This window comes from Streptomyces sp. M-16 (assembly GCF_052114405.1).
Lineage (GTDB): Bacteria > Actinomycetota > Actinomycetes > Streptomycetales > Streptomycetaceae > Streptomyces.
On sequence record NZ_JBFRER010000256.1, the window covers coordinates 1 to 3,486 of the forward strand.

The following is a 3,486-nucleotide window of genomic DNA, read 5'->3' on the forward strand; positions in this document are numbered from 1 at the left end:
GTCCTCACCATGGGGATCCAGGAGACGGCGGAGGCGGTCGGTGCCGAGGTGGTCACCACCGGCTCGCTCCGCCGTGACGAAGGCGGCCTGCAACGCTTCCTGACCTCCGTCGCCGAGCTCTTCGTGCGCGGCACCGACATCGACTGGGCTCAGCTCTTCGAGGGCACCGGCGCCCGCCGCGTCGACCTGCCCACCTACGCCTTCCAGCGCACCCACCACTGGCTGCTGCCCGCAGCCCCCTCCCCGGCCCGTCCGGTCGAAGCGCCGGGCGTGGACACCCTGCGGTACCGGACCGGCTGGCAGAGCCTGCGCGGCGGTGGTGCGCCCGTACGCCTTGACGGGACCTGGCTGCTGCTGGTCCCGTCGGACGATGCCCCGGCGGCCGGGCTCGCCGACGGGGCGGAGGCGGCCCTCGTACGGCACGGCGCCCGCGTCGAACGGGTCGCCGTCGACGCCGCCGGCGCCACCCGCGCCGGACTGGCCGCCGCCCTGGCCGGGCACACCGCCCCGGCCGGGATCCTCTCCCTGCTCTCCCTCGTGCCGGGTCCCGATGCCCTGCGCGCGACGCTGAGCCTCGTCCAGGCCGCCGGGGACGCCGAGTGGAGCCCGGCCGTCACCCGGGTCTGGGCACTGACCCGCGAAGCCGTCGCCGCCGCGCCCCGGGAGCTGCCGACCGACATCGGAGCCCAGGTGTGGGCCTTCGCCCGGGTGGCGGCCCTCGAACTGCCCGCGCTGTGGGGCGGCGTCGTCGACCTGCCCGCCGAGCCCGACGCACGTGCCTTCGACCGCGTCGCCGCCGCCCTGGCCCAGGGCGGGCGCCCCGGCGCCGAGGACCAGATCGCCGTCCGCGCCTCCGGCTCCTACGGGCGCCGAGTCAGCCGCGCCGTCCTGCCCGCCGGGACGGCCGAAGGCACCCGCTGGCGTGCCCGCGGCACGGTCCTGGTGACCGGGGGGACCGGCGCGCTCGGCGCGCACGTCGCGCGCTGGCTCGCCGCGGAGGGCGCCGGGCATCTCGTCCTGACCAGCCGCCGGGGCCCCGGGGCCCCCGGTGCCGAGGACCTGGCCGCCGAACTGCGTGCCCTCGGCGCCGAGGTGACCCTCGCCGCCTGCGACGTATCCGACCGGAGCGCGCTCGCCGCCCTCCTCGACGCCCACCCCCCGACGGCCGTCTTCCACACCGCCGGCGTCCTCAACGACGGCGTGATCGCCACGCTTGACGCCGGCCGGTTCGCCGAGATCGCCGCCCCCAAGGCCGATGCGGCACGTCACCTGGACGAACTCACCCGCTCCCGCGGTCTGGAGCTGGACGCCTTCGTCCTGTTCTCCTCCGTCACCGGTACCTGGGGCAACGGCGGCCAGGCCGCCTACGCCGCCGCCAACGCCTCGCTCGACGTACTCGCCGAACGGCGCCGCGCCGACGGCCTGCCCGCGACCTCCGTGGCCTGGGGCCTGTGGGGCGGCGGAGGCATGGCCGAGGGAACCGGCGAGGCGAACCTGACGCGCGGTGGCATCAGGGCCATCGACCCGCAGGACGGAGTGGAGGCCCTGCACCGGGCGCTGGACCACGCCGACGTCTGCGTCACCGTCGTGGACGTCGCATGGGCGGACTTCGCGCCCCGCCGGGCGGCCGCCCGCCCCGGCCCCCTCTTCGACACCGTCCCCGAAGCCCGGCAGGCCCTCGAAGCCGAGGGGCGGCGGGCGGGCGGATCCGCCGTCACGGGCCGGGGCGACGCGCCCGCCGGCACACCCGCCGACGGACTGGCCGCGCGGCTCACGGCACTGACGGAAACCGAACGGACCCGGACGCTCACCGAACTGGTCCGTACCGAGGCCGCGGCCGTCCTGCGCCACACCGGCATCGACGCGATCCGCCCCGACCGGGCGTTCAAGGACGCCGGGTTCGACTCGCTCACCGCGCTCGAACTGCGCAACCGGCTGGGCCGGGTCACCGGGCTGACGCTCCCCGCCACCGTGGTGTTCGACCGGCCCAGCCCGGCCGCGCTCGCCGCGTACCTGCGCGGCAGGTTCCTGGGCGACCCGGCCGTGGCCCCGTCCCCCGCGGCCGCTCCGGCCGGTGCCGCGGGCCCCGACCACGACGACCCCGTCGTCATCGTCGGCATGGCCTGCCGGTTCCCCGGCGACGCCGACAGCCCCGAGGCGCTGTGGGACCTCGTCATGGCGGAACGCGACGTGATCGGCGCCGCCCCCGTGGACCGCGGCTGGAACCTCGACGAGATCTACGAGCCGGACCCCGAGGCCGGCCGCCGCGGGACGACGTACGTCCGCGAAGGCGGATTCCTGCACGGGGCCGCCGGGTTCGACGCAGACTTCTTCGGGATCTCGCCCCGCGAGGCCCTCGTCATGGACCCCCAGCAGCGGCTGCTGCTGGAGACCTCCTGGGAAGCCCTCGAACGGGCCGGCATCGATCCGCAGTCGCTGCGCGGTACCCGTACCGGCGTCTACGCGGGCCTCACGCACCAGGAGTACGCCTCCCGCCTGCACGAGGCGTCCGAGGAGCACGAGGGACACCTCCTCACCGGCAAGTCCGCGAGTGTCGTCTCCGGCCGCATCTCCTACGCCCTCGGTCTGGAGGGGCCCTCGGTGTCGGTCGACACGGCCTGTTCCTCGTCGCTGGTGGCGCTGCACCTCGCCGCGCAGGCCCTGCGGTCCGGCACCTGCGACCTCGCCCTCGCGGGCGGCGTCACCGTCATGGCCGCACCCGGTCTGTTCGTGGAGTTCTCGCGCCAGCGCGGCCTCGCCGCCGACGGCCGCAGCAAGGCCTTCGCCGACGCCGCAGACGGCACCAGCTGGGGCGAGGGCGCGGGCATGGTCCTCGTCGAGCGGCTCTCCGACGCCGTGCGCAACGGGCACCCGGTGCTCGCCGTCATCCGGGGCGACGCGGTCAACCAGGACGGTGCCAGCAACGGCCTCACCGCCCCCAACGGCCCCTCGCAGGAACGCGTCATCACACAGGCGCTGGCCAACGCCCGCCTGGGCACGGCCGACGTGGACGTGGTCGAGGCGCACGGGACGGGCACGCGGCTGGGTGACCCGATCGAGGCGCAGGCGCTGCTGGCCACGTACGGTCAGCGTCCGGCCGGACAGCCGCTGTGGCTCGGGTCGCTGAAGTCGAACATCGGACACCCGCAGGCCGCGGCCGGTGTGGGCGGTGTCATCAAGATGGTGATGGCCCTGCGGCACGGGAAGCTCCCCAGGACCCTGCACGTGGACGCCCCGTCCTCACAGGTCGACTGGGAGACGGGCGCCGTCGAGCTGCTCACGCAGGCGCGGGACTGGCCGGAGCGCGACGACCGTCCGCGCCGGGCCGGCGTCTCGGCCTTCGGGGTGAGCGGGACGAACGCGCACGTGATCCTGGAGCAGGCCCCGGTGACGGAGCCCGCCGCGGAGGCGGGCTCCCGGGAGCTGCCGGTGGTCCCCGTGGTGGTGTCCGCCAGGTCGGCGGCGGGCCTGCGCGACCAGGTGGAA

The 3,486-nt window shown here is 76.1% G+C and carries 1 protein-coding gene; it reads left to right on the forward strand.

Features of this window, described 5'->3' with window-relative positions; translation table 11 throughout:
• On the forward strand, nucleotides 1-3,486 hold a 3,486-nt coding region (locus AB4039_RS41795), incomplete at both ends, for a type I polyketide synthase (protein ID WP_442273259.1).